The sequence below is a fragment of the Streptomyces sp. NPDC008125 genome, from assembly GCF_042957125.1.
Lineage (GTDB): Bacteria > Actinomycetota > Actinomycetes > Streptomycetales > Streptomycetaceae > Streptomyces.
Genome location: NZ_JBIBHR010000004.1, coordinates 479,434 through 494,340, shown reverse-complemented (window position 1 = coordinate 494,340; position 14,907 = coordinate 479,434). Strand labels below are relative to the sequence as shown.

Genomic DNA, 14,907 nt, shown 5'->3' with positions numbered 1-14,907 from the left:
CGCCCGTGGGCGCTCTCCCGGGGGGCGGGGGGGCCCGCGGGGGCCCGACCCCCGGGGGGGGGGGGGCCCGGGCCGGGGGGGGGGGGCGGGGCGGGCGGGGGGGGGGGGGGGGGGCCCCCCCCCCCCCCCCCGACCGGGAAGGACGCGACGCCCTCAGACCGCCGCCCGCCGGTACTTGCGGACCGCCAGCGTCCGGAAGACCACGGTGATCACCACGGACCAGATCAGCGAGGCCCAGACCGGGTGCTGCATCGGCCAGGCGTCGGACGGCGACACCCCCGGGTTGCCGAACAGCACGCGGCACGCCTGCACGGTCGCGCTGAAGGGGTTCCAGTCCGCGATCGGCTGGAGCCAGGACACCATCTGGCTGGAGTCCACGAAGGCGTTGGAGATGAAGGTCACCGGGAAGAGCCAGATAAGGCCACCGGAGGTCGCCGCCTCGGGGGTGCGTACGGTCAGCCCGATGAGGGCGCCGATCCAGGAGAAGGCGTAGCCGAGCAGCAGGAGCAGGCCGAACGCGCCCAGGGCCTTCCAGATGCCCTCGTGGATGCGCCAGCCGACGAGCAGGGCCACGACCACCAGCACCATCACCGTGAGGGTGGTCTGCACGAGGTCGGCGATGGTCCGCCCGGTGAGAACCGCGCCCCGCGCCATCGGCAGGGAGCGGAACCGGTCGATGAGGCCCTTGTGCATGTCGTCGGCGATGCCCGCGCCCGCTCCCGCCGTGGCGAAGGTGACGGTCTGGGCGAAGATGCCGGCCATGAGGAAGTTGCGGTAGACCTCCGGGGAGGTCGAGCCGCCCACGTTCATCGAGCCGCCGAAGACGTAGCTGAACAGCACCACGAACATGATGGGCTGGATCAGCCCGAAGAGAACCACCTCGGGGATGCGGGTCATCCGGATGAGGTTCCTCTTGGCGATCACGAGGGAGTCGCCGACCGACTGGACGATGCCGCCGGACGGGCGGGGAGCCAGGCTCGTCCGGGCGTCTTCCGTGCGGGTGGTCACCGATGGTCCTCCTTCTTCGTGTTCCCGGACGCGTTCTTCGGGTTCCCGGGCGTGTTCTTCGGGTTCCCGGGCGCGGGGGAGGCCGCCGTCGAGCCGCCTCCTCCGTCGCGCCTCGGTCCGTTCTCCCCTTCGCCGTTCCCGTTCCCGTTGCCGCTCTCCCCCTCGGCCGCGTGGCCGGTGAGCGAGATGAAGACGTCGTCCAGGGTGGGGCGGCGCAGCCCGATGTCGTCGATCTCGACGTTCCGGCCGTCCAGGTCCCGGATGACCTCGGCGAGGAGTTTGGCGCCGCCGGTGACCGGGATGGTGAGTTTGCGCATGTGCCGTACGACGGTGACCTCACCCCTGCCGTACCGGGCGAGCGCCTCGCGGGCGGGTTCGATCTCCTCCGGCGTGTGGACGACGACTTCGACACGTTCGCCGCCGGTACGGGCCTTGAGCTGGTCGGATGTGCCGCGCTCGATGACCTTGCCGTGGTCGATGACGCAGATGTCGTGGGCGAGGTGGTCGGCTTCTTCGAGGTACTGCGTGGTCAGCAGCAGAGTCGTTCCGCCGCCGACGAGTTCCTCGATGACCTCCCAGAGCTGCTGGCGGTTGCGGGGGTCGAGCCCGGTGGTCGGCTCGTCCATGAACATGACCGGCGGCCGGACCACGAGGGCCGCCGCGAGGTCGAGGCGGCGTCGCATGCCGCCCGAGTACGTCTTGGTGGTCCGGTCGGCCGCGTCGGTGAGGTGGAACCGCTCCAGCAGTTCGTCCGCCCGCTTCTTCGCGTCGCGGGCGCGCATCTGGTAGAGCCGGGCGACCATCTGCAGGTTCTCGCGGCCGGTCAGGTACTCGTCGACCGCGGCGAACTGCCCGGACAGCCCGATGGAGCGGCGTACCTCGTTGGGCTTGGCCAGTACGTCGATGCCCGCGACCTCGGCCCGGCCGCTGTCGGGCCGCAGCAGGGTGGTGAGGACGCGTACCGCGGTGGTCTTGCCCGCGCCGTTGGGGCCGAGGAGGCCGAGGACCGTTCCCTCGGGGACGTCGAGATCGACGCCGTCCAGCGCTCGCACGTCGCCGAAGGTCTTGACCAGGCCTTCGGCGTGGATCGCACCTGGCACAGGAGGTACCCCCGTCTGCTGTGGGACCGTCTGCTGTCGGACGGACCGGTTGTCCGTTCACATGCCTACGGTGCGCATCCTAGGGTGTTCGGGAGAATTCACACCCGAGGAGAACAGCCGGGCGCGGCCCTGCCCGGAGGCGGCCCCGCCTCACTCGACGATGAGGTGCCCGGCGGCACGGAGGACGGTGGCGACCTCCGCGCAGTGTTCGGGGCCCTTGGTCTCCAGGTGGAGTTCGACCTCGGCCTCGGTGAGGCCGAGGCGCGGTTCGGTCCGTACGTGGCTGATGTCGAGCACGTTCGCGTCGGCGCCGGAGAGGGTGGCCAGCAGGGCGGCCAGCGCGCCGGGCCGGTCGACCATCCGCACCCGCAGGCTCAGGTAGCGGCCGGCCGCGGCCATGCCGTGGCGGAGGGTGCGCTGCATGAGCAGGGGGTCCACGTTTCCGCCGGAGAGCACGGCGACGACCGGGCCCCGGAAGGACCTCGGGTCGCTGAGGATCGCGGCGACGGGGCTGGCGCCCGCGGGTTCGACGACGAGCTTGGCCCGTTCCAGGCAGAGCAGCAGGGCGCTGGACAGTTCGTCCTCGGTGACGGTGCGGACCTCGTCCACCAGCTCCCGGATCAGGCCGAACGGTACGTCGCCGGGGCGGCCGACCTTGATGCCGTCGGCCATCGTCTGCGGCGTCGTCTCCAGGGCGACCGGGTGTCCGGCGGCGAGGGAGGGCGGGTACGCGGCGGCGCCCGCCGCCTGCACCCCGATGATCTTCACGTCGGGACGGAGCGCCTTGACGGCGACGGCGATGCCGGCGGCCAGTCCGCCGCCGCCGATGCCGACGACGATGGTGCGGACCTCGGGGCACTGTTCGAGGATCTCCAGGCCGACGGTGCCCTGGCCCGCGATGATGTCGGGGTGGTCGAAGGGGTGGATGAAGACCGCTCCGGCCCGCTCCGCGTACTCCTGGGCGGCGGCGAGGGTCTCGTCCACGACCTGGCCGTGCAGCCGTACCTCGGCGCCGTACTCGCGGGTCGCGGCGACCTTGGGGAGGGGGGCGCCGACCGGCATGAAGACCGTGGAGCGTACGCCGAGCAGCGAGGAGGCGAGTGCGACACCCTGCGCATGGTTTCCGGCACTCGCGGCGACGACTCCGCCCGCCCGCTCCTCCGGGGTGAGGCCCGCGATGCGTACGTAGGCTCCGCGCAGCTTGAAGGAGCCGGTGCGCTGGAGGTTCTCGCACTTGAACTGGACGGGGGCGCCGACGAGCTCCGACAGATGGCGGCTTCCCTCCATCACGGTCGTTCTGGCCACACCGGACAGTATTTTCTGGGCGCCCCGGACGTCGTCGAGGATCAGCGGCGGGTGGGGTGCGGACGTACGGAAGCTCATGACCGCCAGTCTCGCAGCTCGCCGCAGTGCCGCCCGCCGAGTGGTCGGGCGGCCCGGCCGCCCCGGCACCCCGCCTGTTCTCGGATGGTCGGATATGCCCACCGTGGACACAGCCGCCCGCCTCGCCGCGTACTGTGTCCTCCACCCATCCGACACCGCACGAAGAGAGCTATTGGCCATGCCCCCTCAGGACATGACGAATGCTGCGTCTCCTTCCGGGGACGACGTCTCCCCTCCACAGGGTTCCGACCCCGTCGTCCTCGACGCGCTCCAGCACCAGGTGGCGGTCTTCGCCCGGCGTGCCGAGCAGACCCGTCTCGGTGGCGTCGGGAAGGTCCGCAACTCGATGGACCGGGCCGCCTACCTGCTGCTGAACCGGCTGGACCGGGAAGGCCCGATGGGCGTGAAGGCGCTGGCCGCGGGCATGGGGATCGACTCCTCGACGGTGACCCGCCAGGTCGCCCCGCTCGTGGACACGGGGCTGGTCAAGCGGACCTCGCACCCGGAGGACGGCCGGGCGGTCGTGCTCCAGTTGTCGCCGCGCGGACAGGCCCGCCTGGACGAGGTGCGCGCCTCCCGTCGCGATCTGATGTCGCAGGTCACGGACGACTGGAGCGAGGAGGAGCGGGCGACCTTCTGCGCCCTGCTGACGCGCTTCAACGGTGCTCTCGCGGTCCGGCAGGCGGCCCACCAGCAGCAGGGCGACTGACCGGGAACTACCCTGGAACCACAGGCCCACGTGAGAAACGAGGAGGCCACCATGACCAGGAAAGTCGCCGACTGCCGTAAGTATCCGAGTGTGTCGGGCTGCTCCTTGACCATCTCCGGCGAGGAGAACGAGGTCGTCCGGGCGGCGGCCGAGCACGCCGTCTCGGTGCACGAGCACAAGGACGGCCCCGAACTGCGTGAGCAGATCAGGGCCTCACTGGACGACGAGGTCGCGAAGTCCGCCGTCTGACCGGTGGAAAGCCGCTCGGACCCGAGAGCCTGCCGGACGTTCTGCGGTGTCTGCGGGTGTCCGGGGGTAACGGGCCGGGGTGCCGGGGAAGGCTCCCCGGCACCGGTCGTAGCGGCGGGCGTCGTACCGGCGGGCGTCGCACACGAGGGCGGAGGGGCGGGCAACAGCCCTCCTCCGCACCGACGTTCGGCGTCAGCCGAGCGCCTGGGCGAGGTCGGCCAGCAGGTCGTCGCCGTTCTCGATGCCCACGGACAGCCTCACCAGGTCGGCGGGGACCTCCAGCGGGGAGCCGGCGGCGGAGGCGTGGGTCATCCGGCCCGGGTGCTCCAGGAGCGACTCGACGCCCCCCAGCGACTCACCGAGGGTGAACAGCTTCGCGCGGTTGCAGACCTTCACGGCCGCCTCCTCGCCACCGCGCACGCGGAAGGAGACCATTCCGCCGAACGCCCGCATCTGCTTGGCGGCGACCTCGTGGCCCGGGTGGTCCGGCAGTCCGGGGTAGAGGACCTGCGTCACCTCGGGGTGCCGGGTGAGCAGTTCGGCGACCCGGCCGGCGTTCTCGGTGTGCCGGTCCATGCGCACGGCGAGGGTCTTGATGCCGCGCAGGACCAGCCAGGCGTCGAACGGACCGGCGACCGCGCCCATCGCGTTCTGGTGGAAGGCCAACTCCTCGGCGAGACCGGCGTCGTCGACGATCAGTGCGCCACCGACCACGTCGGAGTGGCCGCCCATGTACTTGGTGGTGGAGTGCACCACGACGTCCGCGCCCAGCGCCAACGGCTGCTGGAGATAGGGGCTGGCGAAGGTGTTGTCGACGACCAGCCGGGCACCGGCCTGGCGGGCCACGTCCGCGACGGCCGCGATGTCGGTGATGCCGAGCAGCGGGTTGGAGGGCGTCTCGACCCAGACCGCCTTGGTGCGCGGGGTGATCGCGGCGCGTACGGCGGACACGTCCGAGGTGTCGGCCACCGAGAACTCCACGCCCCAGCGCGACGCGACCTTGGCGAACAGCCGGAAGGTGCCGCCGTAGGCGTCGTTCGGGATCACCACGTGGTCGCCGGGGGTGAGCAGCGTGCGGAGCAGGCAGTCCTCGGCGGCGAGTCCGGAGGCGAAGGCCAGTCCGCGGCGGCCTCCTTCCAGCGCCGCCAGGTTCTCCTCCAGGGCGGTGCGCGTCGGGTTGGCGCTGCGGCTGTACTCGTATCCCCCGCGCAGTCCGCCGACACCGTCCTGCTTGTACGTGGACACCTGGTAGATGGGCGGAACGACGGCGCCGGTGAGCGGATCGGCGGTGTTTCCCGCGTGGATCGCGAGGGTCTCGAAGCTGTGCTGGTCGGTCATGAGGCCCGAGCGTAGTTCGTCGCGGGGGCCCGCACCGGACGCTCGGCCGTACGGGGACAATGGGTCCATGGAGATTCTGTGGTTGCTGCTCGTGCTCTGCATGATCACAGCGGTGCTCGGCCCGTTCCTGTGGCGCCGCCGGGGCGGCGGTATCCGGCTCGCGACGCCCGGATCGCCGGACGCGGCCGACCCGGAGACGTACGGCTTCGTGCGGCAGGAGTCGCTGGACGGGCGGCTGCCCGGCCCCGACCGGGATCTGGTCGACGTGCTCCGCGTGGTGCAGGCCACCCAGGACTGGCGGGCGGCGGCCCAACTGCTCGCCGGTACGCCGGAGGAGGGCGAGATCCGGTGGCAGCGGGTACAGGCGTTCGCAGGGGCAGCCGCGCTCGAACTCGGCGAACGGCCCGGTGCCGGCGGTGCCTGGCTGCGCTCGTGGCGTACCGAGGCGCCGGAGGACCCGGGGGCGGCGGCGGTGCACGCGGATTTCCTGGTGCAGCGGGCGTGGCGGTCCTCCGCGGTGGGCAGCGAGGACTTCCGGCTGCTGCTGGACGAGGCGCGCGCGGTCGCCGGTGAGGCGTCGGCGCTCGCTCCGGGCGACCCCGTTCCGTACCTCACGCAGCTGGCGGTGGCGCGTGGACTGGGTTACGCCCCCGAGGAGTTCGACCGGCTCTGGGCACAGGTCGTCGACCGCGCCCCGGCGCACTTCGGCGCGCACCTGGCGGCGCTGCACTACTGGTCCACGAAGTGGCACGGCTCGCGCGAGCTGGCCGACCGGTTCGCCACCTCCGCCGCCGCACTCGCCCCGCAGGGCTCACTGCTGGCCGCGCTGCCGCTGTTCGCGCTCTACGACAACCTGCCCGAGGTGAACCTGACGCCGGGCTTCTACCGGAGCGCGGCGGTGACGAAGGCCGTCGAGGGGGCGCTGTACGCGGTGCACTCGGCGCGCCAGGACGACCCGATGCTCGCCCATGCCCGGCATCTGCTGGTGCTGTTCCTGGTCCGGATGGAGCGCTGGTCCGAGGCGATGCACCAGTTCGTCCGCATCGACGGGTACGTCGGGGCGCTGCCCTGGACCGAGGACGCCGACCCGGCGGGCGCCTACGCGGTCTGCCGGGCACTCGCGGTGGCCGGCTACGAGGCGAACGGCGGCAGCCCGGCGCGACTGCTCGGGTAGGAACCGTCCTCTCTCCCGCGGGTCCCCGCGCCCGTCGGGTCCGTGGCGATCGCCGGGCCGTGTCCCCCACGCCCTCCAGGTCACCGCTGGGACACGATCCACTTGCCCCCACAACCTATGGACCTCGCACTTTGTCGTTGTTCGTGGTCTGTCACATGCATCCGCTGATGCCTGATTCCCGTGGGGGGAACCATTCCGTGGGCGCAACCCTGCGCGCGCTGCGCGCCCTCGTCCTGCTCGCCGGCTTCTACGTCTTCGGGCTGCTGCTCCTCGCGGCGATCCTCGGCGTCGACGTGTCCCTCGCCCTGGCCGGCCTGCGCGGCCCGGGGCTGGTGGAGCTGTACGTCCTCTCGGCGCTGGTGGCCGCGCCGATCGTCCAGGGCTTCCTGATGCTCCGGACACCGCACGGCGAGGACCCCGTCGGACTGGAGGTCTCCGACGCCGACGAGCCGGCGCTCTGGCGTACGGTGCGTGAGCTCGCCGACGCCGTGGGGACCCGGGCCCCGAACCGGATCGTGCTCACCGGCGAGGTCGGCGCCGCCGTCTCGGAGCGCTCGCGCTTCCTCGGCATGCTGCCGGGCCCGCGCGCCCTCCACCTCGGCCTCCCGCTCGTCCAGGGGCTCAGCGAGGCGCAGCTGCGCTCGGTACTCGCCCACGAGCTGGGCCACTACGCGCACGCCGACACCCGGCTGGCCGGGATCACCGTCCGGGGCCGTACCCAGGTGCTGCGTACCATCGCCCGGTTCGAGGAACGTGCCGACCGGACGGCGGACCGCGAGCGCGCACGGCTGCGGGAGAAGTCCGAACGCGCCGTCGCCGAGGGCGAGCAGGGCACGGACGTCGCCCCGGGGCGGGCGGGCGTCACCTACCGCACGATGGCGAAGGTGTACGGGCTGTACGCCCGGTTCTACTTCTGGGCGACGCTCGCGGGCGCCCGCCGCCAGGAATTCGCGGCGGACGCGGCGGCGGCCCGGATCACGGGCCGCGACGCCACCGTGTCGGCGCTGCGCGAGATCCCTGGGCTGAGCGCCGCCCACGGCTTCTACCTCGACCGGTACGCGACGCTCGGGCTGGCTGCGGACCTGCTGCCGCCGCGCGGCGAGGTGTTCGGCGGCTTCGACCGGATGCTGGCGGCGCGCGAACTGGAACTCGCCTCGATGCGCGCCGGGCTGCCCGCCGACGCCGCCTCCCGCTACGACGCGCACCCGCCGGTCCAGGAGCGCGTGCGCCGCATCGAGGCGCTGGCCCCCGACGGTCGCACCGACGAGGGCAAGGGTGCCGCGTCCGGGCTGCTCGCCGGCATGGACCGGACGCTGGCGGACCTGGAGGACGTGGTGCTGTCCGACACGGTGCGCTCGCTGCCGCGCGCGGCCGGCTGGCAGGAGCTGCTGGACGCTTCCATGGACGCGCGGCTGCGCTCGGCGGACTCCCCCGTGCACCGCGCACTGGCCATGTACACGCAGGCGCCGCCGACGCTCGGCGCGCTGCTGAAGGTGATCGAGGACGGCCGGCTCTGGAAACTCGCGCGGCGGTTGCCGCTCTCGGAGCAGGCCGCCGCCGCCCAGGGGCGGGCCTTCCGCGAGTTCGCGCGGCCCGCCCTCCTCGCCGGCGTGAAGGCGATGGCGCTGGCTGAGCTCTCCGCCGAGTCCCGGCTGACCTGGAAGTTCTCCTGGTCGGAGCCGGCCGCGCCGCGTGTCCTCCCGCTTCCGGGCGGCTCCGAGCCCGACGTCGAGGCCGCCGTGAAGGCGGCGGTGGCCGACATCCCCGACACCGCTGCGCTGCGTGCCCTGCTCGCCCCGGTGCCTTCGGCCGCGACCTCGCCGGACGCCCCGGACTCGCCGGACTCGCCGGACCTGCCGGACGCACCGGACCTGCCGGACGCACCGGACTCGCCGGCTGCCGGTACCGCCGGTTGAGCGGCCCCGGTCCCCGGACGGCCGGATCCCGGACTCTGATCACCTATGGATTCACAGAGAGACATGACGTGACAACACTGCTCTGGGTCGTCCTGGCCCTCATCGTCCTCCTCGCCCTGGCCATCGTGCTCTTCTTCGGCAAGGCGATCGCGACGGGAGCCGTCGAGGGCTGGCGCGAGGCGAACGCGAAGGCCGAGGCGGACGCCGACGCGTACGAGCTGCCCGAGGAGTGCGCGGCGCTCGGTCTGCTCCCCCGCGACCAGCTGGACAGGACCGCGCCCGGCCCGGAGCCCGAGGTGGTGACCGCCGCGCTCACCGCCGCGGTGGCCGGCGACTGGAAGCCGGCCGCCGAGCTGATGCGGGAGACGGCCGAGGCCAAGGACTGGGAGCGCCGCTCCGGGTTCGCGTACACGCTGGGCGACAAGGCGGCGGAGGACGACGCGTGGCTGCTGGCGTGGGAGACCGCCCGCCCCGAGGACCCGGACGCGGCGGTGGTGCGGGCGCGCAGCACCGTCTCGCTGGCCTGGAACATCCGGGGCGCGAAACGGGCCGAGTACACGACGGGCGAGCAGTTCCAGGGGTTCCACACCGTCCTGGCCCGCTCCCGCGAGGAGATAGCCCGCGCCGCCGCGCTGAACCCCGCCGACCCCACTCCGTACATCACCGAGATCTGGACCGGGCTGGGGCTGGGCTACCCGCACGCGGAGATGGACCGGCTCTGGGCGGAGATCACGGCCCGTGCACCCCACCACTACGAGGCGCATTTCTCGGCGCTCCAGTACTGGTGCCAGAAGTGGCGCGGCTCGGAGGAGCTGGCCCACGCCTTCGCCGCCGAGGCCGCCTCGAACGCGCCGCTGGGCAGCCTGCTGAAGGTGTTCCCGCTGATCGCGCACTTCGAGCACGACGACACCTCCGACGGCGGCTTCACGAAGACACCCGAGGTGCTCGCACGCGTGGACGCCGCGCTCGTGGACGCCGCAGCCGCCGACCCCGACCACCCACGCCTTGCGGAGGTCCGTCACGTGCTGGCGTACTTCCTCTCGTTCCAGGACCGCGACGAGGCGGCGGTGGAGCAGTTCAAGCTGGTGGACGGGTACGTCGGCTCGCTTCCGTGGTCGTACCGGGGGGACCCGGCGGCGAGCTACTGCCACCTGCGCGACCTGTCCGTGAAGGCGGCGGCACGGGCCTCCTGAGCCGCCCGGCCGTGAGGAATGCGAGGCGGTACCAAGGCGTTGTCCCGATACCGCCCCGCAGAAGGAGGACCGATCATGCTGTTCGGCCGTACACCCGTGCTCCCCACCCCCGAGCAGGCCCTGAAGGGCAGCCCGACCCCGACGTTCACGGTGCCCGACCGTCACATCGTGCTCGGCAACCCGCTGCAGGGCCCGTATCCGGAGGGCCTGGAGGTCGCCGACTTCGCGCTGGGCTGTTTCTGGGGCGCCGAGCGCAAGTTCTGGCAGACCGAGGGCGTCTGGACGACGCTCGTCGGCTACCAGGGCGGCTACACGGAGAACCCCACGTACGAGGAGACCTGCAGCGGCCAGACCGGTCACACGGAAGCGGTCCGCGTGGTCTTCGACCCCGAGGTCGTCCCGTACACCGAACTGCTGAAGCTGTTCTGGGAGTCGCACAACCCGACCCAGGGCTTCCGCCAGGGCAATGACGTCGGTACGCAGTACCGCTCGGCGCTCTACACCCACTCCGCCGGGCAGGCCGAGGCCGCCGCCGCGTCCCGCGAGGCGTACCAGAAGGTCCTGACGGGCTCCGGATACGGGCAGATCACCACGGAGATCCTGCCCGCCGAGGGCCGCACCTTCTGGCCGGCCGAGGGCTACCACCAGCAGTACCTGGAGAAGAACCCGGGCGGCTACTGCGGCATCGGCGGCACCGGAGTCTCCTGCCCGATCGGCGTGGCCCGCGCGGGCAGCTGATCGGAACCGTGCCGGCCCAGGGGCGAACCTCGGTCCGGCACGGCGGAACACCCCGGCGAGGGGCGCCCACCACGGGCGCCCCTCGCCGTCGTTCGGGAGAGCGCCGTTCCGGAAGAGTGCCGTTCCGGGAGAGCGCCGTTCCCGGCGGGCCGGCCGGAACGGATCAGGTGGTGCCGGTGAGCGCGGCGAAGCCGGCGACGAGGCCGACGAGGACCAGCACCCCGAGCAGGCAGAGGAACAGCACCAGCCAGCCCGTCAGGATGGACGCCAGGGCGACCCCGCGCCCGACGCCGCCCAGGCGCTTGCCCCGGAAGCGGGCCACGTGTCCGACTGGGATGGCGATCAGCGCGCACAGGACCGCGAGGGCGATGAAGACAGCCGGGTTCATCAGCGCGATGCCGGTGGCGAAGTTCCCGATGGCACCGACGGCGCCCAGCGCGAAGAACCCGCTGACCGTCGCCGCCCGGTTCCTGGGCGCGGGCGGGGAGGAATCCTCCGGCGCCTGTGCCTGACCCGACACCGATGCCGGTTTCCCAACCTCCGCCGGTATGCCGTCCACGCTGTTGTCCATGTGTCCCGTCCCCCGTGATCTCCGCGCTCGCCCGCCACGGAATTTTACGGTGCCGTCCAGGGCGACCGGCGGCGCGGACGAGCGGACGCCCCGTCAGGCGGCCAGCCGCACCTGCGTCCTGGGTATCGAGCGGGAGGGGACGAGCCCGGTCGTCCGGGCCCCGGCACGGAACGCGCTCCGGCGGGCCAGCTCCGACGCCGCCCGGCCGAGCACGTCGGCGATGCCGAGCCCCAGGGCGTGCGCGGCGGAGGCGAGCACCTCGGAGGACGCCTCCTTGCGGCCCCGCTCCAGCTCGGAGAGGTACGCGAAGGAGATCCGCGCCGCGTCCGCGACATCCTTCAGCGTCCGCTCCTGGGCGAGGCGCTCCTGGCGCAGCACCTCGCCGACGAGGTCGCGCAGGAGCGGCTCCCGGGTCGCGTCCGACGCGGGAGTCCGGGTCGCGGGAGCCGGGCCCGCGGACGGCCGGGTCGCCGGGACCGGTCGCAGGGTTATCACCCGGGCGCCACGCGGGAGGTGGCGCAGGCCGGGTTCGTGCGGGCTGGTGTCCCTCGCTCGGTTCGTCATCGCTCAAGCGTAGGAGCGGCGCCGCGCCCGTGGGGCGTACAGCGCTGTGCCCTCGGCGGATCTGCTGACGGAGAAACAGTGCAACCCCCGGGCCCCGTCGCACCGTCGGCGGACGCCCCCGCCGCCCCGCGGCCCGAGTACCGGGGCCGGTTCCACGCACACGCAGGCGCTGAACCGGCCCCCGGCCGAGAGACGGTCGTCCGTCACCCATCACCAGACAGCCGTGTCACCCGTCACCCGACAGCCCTCAGATGAGGCCCTGGGCCAGCATCGCCTCGGCGACGAGTTCGAAGCCGGCGATGTTGGCGCCGACCACGTAGTTGCCCGGGCTGCCGTAGCGCTCGGCGGTGGTGTGGCAGGAGTCGTGGATGTGCCGCATGATCTCCTCCAGGCGCGCCTCGGTGTGGGCGAAGCTCCACGAGTCGCGCGAGGCGTTCTGCTGCATCTCCAGCGCGCTGGTGGCCACGCCGCCGGCGTTCGCGGCCTTGCCGGGGCCGAAGGCGACGCCGGCCTCCTGGAAGACGCGGACGGCCTCCGGGGTGGTCGGCATGTTGGCGCCTTCGGCGACCGCCTTCACGCCGTTGCGCACGAGCGCGCGGGCGTCCTCCTCGTGCAGCTCGTTCTGCGTGGCGCAGGGCAGCGCGACGTCGACCGGCACGGTCCACAGGCCGGTGCCCGCCACGAAGGTGGCGGAGCCGCCGCGGCGCTCGGCGTAGTCGGAGACCCGGCCCCGGTCCTGCTCCTTGATCTCCTTGAGCAGGTCGAGGTCGATGCCCTTCTCGTCCACGACGTACCCGCTGGAGTCGGAGCAGGTGACGACGGTGGCGCCGAGCTGCTGGGCCTTCTCGACGGCATAGATGGCGACGTTGCCGGAGCCGGAGACGGCGATGCGCTGGCCCTCCAGCGACTCGCCCCGGACGCGCAGCATCTCGGAGGTGAACATGACGCAGCCGTAGCCGGTGGCCTCGGTACGCGCCTGCGCGCCGCCCCAGCCGAGGCCCTTGCCGGTGAGGACGCCGGACTCGTAGCGGTTGGTGATCCGCTTGTACTGGCCGAAGAGGTAGCCGATCTCGCGCCCGCCGACGCCGATGTCACCGGCGGGGACGTCGGTGTACTCGCCCAGGTGGCGGTGGAGTTCGGTCATGAAGGACTGGCAGAAGCGCATGATCTCGGCGTCCGAACGGCCCTTGGGGTCGAAGTCGGAGCCGCCCTTGCCGCCGCCGATCGGCATGCCGGTGAGGGCGTTCTTGAAGATCTGCTCGAAGCCGAGGAACTTGACGATGCCGAGGTTGACCGAGGGGTGGAAGCGCAGTCCGCCCTTGTACGGGCCGAGCGAGCTGGAGAACTCGACGCGGAAGCCCCGGTTGACGTGGATGTCGCCGTTGTCGTCCGACCACGGCACGCGGAAGATGAGCTGACGCTCGGGCTCGCACAGCCGCTCGACGATCCGGGCGTCCACGAACTCGGGGCGCGCGGCGAGCACCGGGCCGAGGGTCTCCAGGACCTCCCGGACGGCCTGGTGGAACTCCTTCTCGCCCTGGTTGCGGCGGAGGACCTCCGCGTAGAGCGGCTCGATGACGCGGCTCTCGGCAGACGACGAGAGAGCGGATTCAGAAGATACCGACATCTGATCAAGACCTTCCATGGAGCAGGGGCAGATACGTGCGCGCCCGTCCCGAGAGCGCACCCGGCCCTCACCACCCGCCCGCGTGCGGACACGTACGGGGGACGAACAGAACCGGTGTATGGCTCAAGTGTCCTCTCGGAAGGCACGCCCCCTCCGGATCATCCACATAGTGGCCACCGTCCGGCGGTCGCACCGGGCCGTCCGAGCCGCCGAACGACCGTACGGACCCGAAGGATCACCGGCCTCCTCCGGCGTGCACGGCCACCCGTCGATGTGGGCGGGATCACATCGCGGCGGGCGCGGAGGAGCGCGTCAGGCCGCGTGCGAAGAGGGCGCGTACGCCGTCGTCGTAGGCCGGACCGGGCACGAACCGCCCGTGCACCCACGGCGAGCCGGTGCCGTCCACCACGATCTCGCCGACAGCCCCGGCTCCGCGCAGAAGCCTCCGGCGGGCGCCCCGGCCACCCGTCCGCGCCCCCTCCCCGCACCCATCCGCGCGCCCTCCCGAGTCACCGCTTCGCTTCCCGTCTCCGCGGGAACGTACCCGCACACGCGGACGCGCCGGCCACCCGGAGGTGGTCGGCGCGTCCGTGGTGCGGGCCGGGCGGGTCAGGCGGCGGCGTTCTCCGTGATGGTGACCTTGCCCTTGCGGATGGTGGCGAGGCGCGGGGCCTTGCGGGCGAGGGAGCTGTCGTGGGTGACCATGACGAAGGTCAGCCCCAGCTCCTTCCAGAGCCCTTCGAGCAGCGCCATGATCTCGTCGCGCATCGACTCGTCGAGGTTGCCGGTCGGCTCGTCCGCGAGGAGCACCTTGGGCTTCTTGACGAGCGCGCGGGCGATGGCGACGCGCTGCTGCTGCCCGCCGGACATCTCGCTCGGCAGGTGGGTGGGGCGGTCACCGAGGCCGACCGACTCCAGCGCCTCGATGGCCCGCTCGCGGCGGAGCTTGGCGCCGATGCCGAGCGGGACCAGGGCGGTCTCGACGTTCTCGGCGGCGGTGAGCGTGGGGATCAGGTTGAAGCTCTGGAAGACGAAGCCGATGGACTCGGCCCTGACCTTGGTGAGCTTGGCCTCGGAGAGCTTGGCGAGGTCGACGCCGTCGAGCTCGATGGTGCCCTCGGTCGGCCGGTCGAGGCCGCCGAGCATCTGGAGGAGGGTGGACTTGCCGCCGCCGGTGGGGCCCTGGATGACGAGCCGGCCACCGTCCTCGATGGTCAGGTCGACCCCGGCGAGCGCGTCGACCTTGGTCTTTCCCCGCAGGTAGCGCTTGGTGACGCCTCTGAGCTGGTACACGTGTGGACTCCTGCTGTACGTACGGAAGGTGAGGTCGTGGAGCC

General features: G+C 72.4%; 15 protein-coding genes. 6 read left to right on the top strand and 9 right to left on the bottom strand.

From position 1 onward, the window contains the following. Nucleotides 1–153: 153 nt before the first annotated feature. The 3 genes from ACFZAX_RS10045 to ilvA form a co-directional block, all read right to left on the bottom strand. Nucleotides 154–1,008, bottom strand: coding sequence for an ABC transporter permease (locus ACFZAX_RS10045; RefSeq protein WP_390960490.1), 855 nt, complete (start codon nt 1,006–1,008; stop codon nt 154–156). Further along, nucleotides 1,005–2,108 (bottom strand): ATP-binding cassette domain-containing protein, encoded by a 1,104-nt coding sequence (locus ACFZAX_RS10040; RefSeq protein ID WP_390960489.1) that lies wholly within the window; start codon nt 2,106–2,108, stop codon nt 1,005–1,007. The genes ACFZAX_RS10045 and ACFZAX_RS10040 overlap by 4 nt, the downstream gene beginning before the upstream one ends. A 150-nt stretch (nt 2,109–2,258) precedes the next feature. Next, nucleotides 2,259–3,491, bottom strand: a complete 1,233-nt coding sequence (gene ilvA, locus ACFZAX_RS10035; protein WP_390960488.1) for a threonine ammonia-lyase — start codon at nt 3,489–3,491, stop codon at nt 2,259–2,261. Between the two features lie 178 nt (nt 3,492–3,669). Between ilvA and ACFZAX_RS10030 the strand changes: the two genes are divergently transcribed. Together ACFZAX_RS10030 and ACFZAX_RS10025 are read left to right on the top strand one after the other, a co-directional pair. Further along, the gene (locus ACFZAX_RS10030; protein ID WP_390960487.1) at nt 3,670–4,200 is read left to right on the top strand and encodes a MarR family transcriptional regulator; all 531 of its coding nucleotides are present in this window, start codon (nt 3,670–3,672) and stop codon (nt 4,198–4,200) included. 51 nt (nt 4,201–4,251) lie between these two features. Next, the gene (locus tag ACFZAX_RS10025; RefSeq protein WP_390960486.1) at nt 4,252–4,449 is read left to right on the top strand and encodes a DUF1059 domain-containing protein; all 198 of its coding nucleotides are present in this window, start codon (nt 4,252–4,254) and stop codon (nt 4,447–4,449) included. A gap of 192 nt (nt 4,450–4,641) precedes the next feature. On the opposite strand, the gene ACFZAX_RS10020 is transcribed toward ACFZAX_RS10025, so the two are convergent. Further along, on the bottom strand, nt 4,642–5,787 hold the full coding sequence (locus ACFZAX_RS10020) for a cystathionine gamma-synthase (RefSeq protein ID WP_390960485.1): 1,146 nt from the start codon (nt 5,785–5,787) through the stop codon (nt 4,642–4,644). A gap of 67 nt (nt 5,788–5,854) precedes the next feature. Between ACFZAX_RS10020 and ACFZAX_RS10015 the strand changes: the two genes are divergently transcribed. The 4 genes from ACFZAX_RS10015 to msrA all read left to right on the top strand — a co-directional run bounded on the left by ACFZAX_RS10015 (nt 5,855) and on the right by msrA (nt 10,808). Then, on the top strand, nt 5,855–6,961 hold the full coding sequence (locus ACFZAX_RS10015; protein WP_390960484.1) for a hypothetical protein: 1,107 nt from the start codon (nt 5,855–5,857) through the stop codon (nt 6,959–6,961). 197 nt (nt 6,962–7,158) lie between these two features. Beyond that, a complete protein-coding gene (locus ACFZAX_RS10010) occupies nt 7,159–8,877 on the top strand; it encodes a M48 family metalloprotease (protein ID WP_390960483.1) in 1,719 nt (572 codons plus the stop codon). Nucleotides 8,878–8,945: 68 nt separating this feature from the next. Then, the gene (locus ACFZAX_RS10005; RefSeq protein ID WP_390960482.1) at nt 8,946–10,070 is read left to right on the top strand and encodes a hypothetical protein; all 1,125 of its coding nucleotides are present in this window, start codon (nt 8,946–8,948) and stop codon (nt 10,068–10,070) included. A 72-nt stretch (nt 10,071–10,142) separates the two neighbouring features. Then, entirely contained in the window at nt 10,143–10,808 is a 666-nt protein-coding gene (gene msrA, locus ACFZAX_RS10000; RefSeq protein WP_390960526.1) for a peptide-methionine (S)-S-oxide reductase MsrA, read from the top strand. Between the two features lie 163 nt (nt 10,809–10,971). Here the strand turns inward: msrA and ACFZAX_RS09995 are convergent, their stop codons facing one another. The 5 genes from ACFZAX_RS09995 to ACFZAX_RS09975 all read right to left on the bottom strand — a co-directional run bounded on the left by ACFZAX_RS09995 (nt 10,972) and on the right by ACFZAX_RS09975 (nt 14,863). Beyond that, the gene (locus ACFZAX_RS09995) at nt 10,972–11,379 is read right to left on the bottom strand and encodes a hypothetical protein (RefSeq protein WP_390960481.1); all 408 of its coding nucleotides are present in this window, start codon (nt 11,377–11,379) and stop codon (nt 10,972–10,974) included. 93 nt (nt 11,380–11,472) lie between these two features. Further along, nucleotides 11,473–11,943 (bottom strand): helix-turn-helix domain-containing protein, encoded by a 471-nt coding sequence (locus tag ACFZAX_RS09990; protein WP_390960480.1) that lies wholly within the window; start codon nt 11,941–11,943, stop codon nt 11,473–11,475. A gap of 247 nt (nt 11,944–12,190) precedes the next feature. Next, entirely contained in the window at nt 12,191–13,570 is a 1,380-nt protein-coding gene (gene gdhA / locus ACFZAX_RS09985; RefSeq protein WP_390960479.1) for an NADP-specific glutamate dehydrogenase, read from the bottom strand. 283 nt (nt 13,571–13,853) lie between these two features. Beyond that, entirely contained in the window at nt 13,854–13,979 is a 126-nt protein-coding gene (locus ACFZAX_RS09980; protein ID WP_390960478.1) for a hypothetical protein, read from the bottom strand. 200 nt (nt 13,980–14,179) lie between these two features. Further along, nucleotides 14,180–14,863 (bottom strand): ATP-binding cassette domain-containing protein, encoded by a 684-nt coding sequence (locus ACFZAX_RS09975; protein ID WP_390960477.1) that lies wholly within the window; start codon nt 14,861–14,863, stop codon nt 14,180–14,182. Nucleotides 14,864–14,907: the final 44 nt, after the last annotated feature.